2 protein-coding genes are annotated in these 1,418 nt (G+C 62.4%); both read right to left on the bottom strand.

Annotation, left to right across the window (positions count from 1 at the left end; translation table 11 throughout):
- Positions 1 to 602, bottom strand: a 602-nt coding sequence (locus KLK06_RS59400; protein WP_214644747.1) for a carbohydrate ABC transporter permease, incomplete at its 3' end; no start/stop codon positions are given.
- The coding region (locus tag KLK06_RS59395) for a carbohydrate ABC transporter permease (RefSeq protein WP_250907743.1) at positions 586 to 1,418 on the bottom strand (833 nt) is incomplete at its 5' end. The genes KLK06_RS59400 and KLK06_RS59395, both read right to left, overlap by 17 nt.

Raw genomic sequence — 1,418 nt, 5'->3', positions numbered from 1 at the left:
AGGATCACCTGCAGGAAGATCCGCCAGTAGCCCGCGCCGTCGATGGAGGCGGCCTCGTCCAGCTCTCTGGGCAGGGTGCGGATGAACTGCACCATGAGGAAGATGAAGAACGCGTCGGTGGCCAGGAACTTCGGCACGATCAGCGGCCAGATCGTGTTGATCCAGTCGAGCTTGGAGAACACGATGTACTGCGGCACGACCGTCACGTGGTAGGGCAGCATGATCGAGCCGAGCATGAGCGCGAACCACAGCTTCTTCAACGGGAAGTTCAGCCGGGCGAAAGCGTAGGCGGCCAGCGAGCAGGCCACCAGGTTCGCCACCACCGTCAGGCCCGTCAGGACCGCGGAGTTCCACAGGTAGTAGCCGAAGGAGTGCTTCAGCGCGCTCCAGCCCTCGCTGTAGTTCTCCAGCGTGAACGTGCTCGGCCACAGGCCGGGCTCACGGAAGATGAGATCCTCCGGCTTCAGCGAACTGGACACCATCCACAACAGCGGATAGAGCATGACCAGGCCGAAACCGATCAGCAGGACGTGCTTGAGGAGGCGGCTGCCCCGCGGGAGCGGGCGGAACAGCAGCGGAACCGCCTTACTTCGTGTCGCCATAGAAGACCCAATACTTCGACGCGAGGAAATTCACGCCGGTGAGCCCGGCGATGATGAGCAGCAGGACCCACGCCATGGCGGCCGCGTAGCCCATCTCGTAACTCTTGAAGCCCTTCAAGTACAGATACAGCGTGTAGAACAGCGTGGAATCGGCCGGACCACCCGTGCCGCTGCTGACGATGAACGACTGGGTGAACGACTGGAACGACTTGATCACCTCAAGGACCAGGTTGAAGAAGATGATCGGCGTCAGCAGCGGCAACGTGATCGAGCGGAACTGCCGCAGCCTGCCCGCCCCATCCACCTGAGCCGCCTCGTAGTAGCTCTGCGGAATCTGCCGCAACCCCGCCAGGAAGATCACCATCGGCGCGCCGAACGTCCACACATGCAGCAGGATCAACGTCCCCAGCGCCGTGTCCGGATCGGAGACCCAACCGGCACCCTGAACACCGAAGACGCTCAAAACGGCGTTGACCAGGCCGTCGGAGCCGAAGATCTTCCGCCACAAGATGGCGACCGCCACACTGCCGCCCAGCAGCGACGGCAGATAGTAGATCGACCGGTAGAACGACAACCCGCGCAGACCCCGATCCAGCGCCAGCGCCAGCACCAGCGCGAAAGCCAGCTGCATCGGCACCGACACGACCACATAGACCGTGGTCACCTTCAACGAGGCCAGGAACCGCGTGTCGACGGTGAACAACTTGCTGTAGTTGTCCCACCCCACCCACTTGGCCGACTCCAGCAGGTTGTAGTCGGTGAACGACAGATACAGCGACGCCAGGATCGGGCCAATCGTGATCACGAACAGACCGA

The sequence above is a fragment of the Nonomuraea sp. NEAU-A123 genome (assembly GCF_018603905.1).
Classification (GTDB): Bacteria; Actinomycetota; Actinomycetes; order Streptosporangiales; family Streptosporangiaceae; genus Nonomuraea.
Note: the sequence above shows the minus strand (reverse complement) of the source record. Positions and strands in the feature narration are given on the sequence as shown.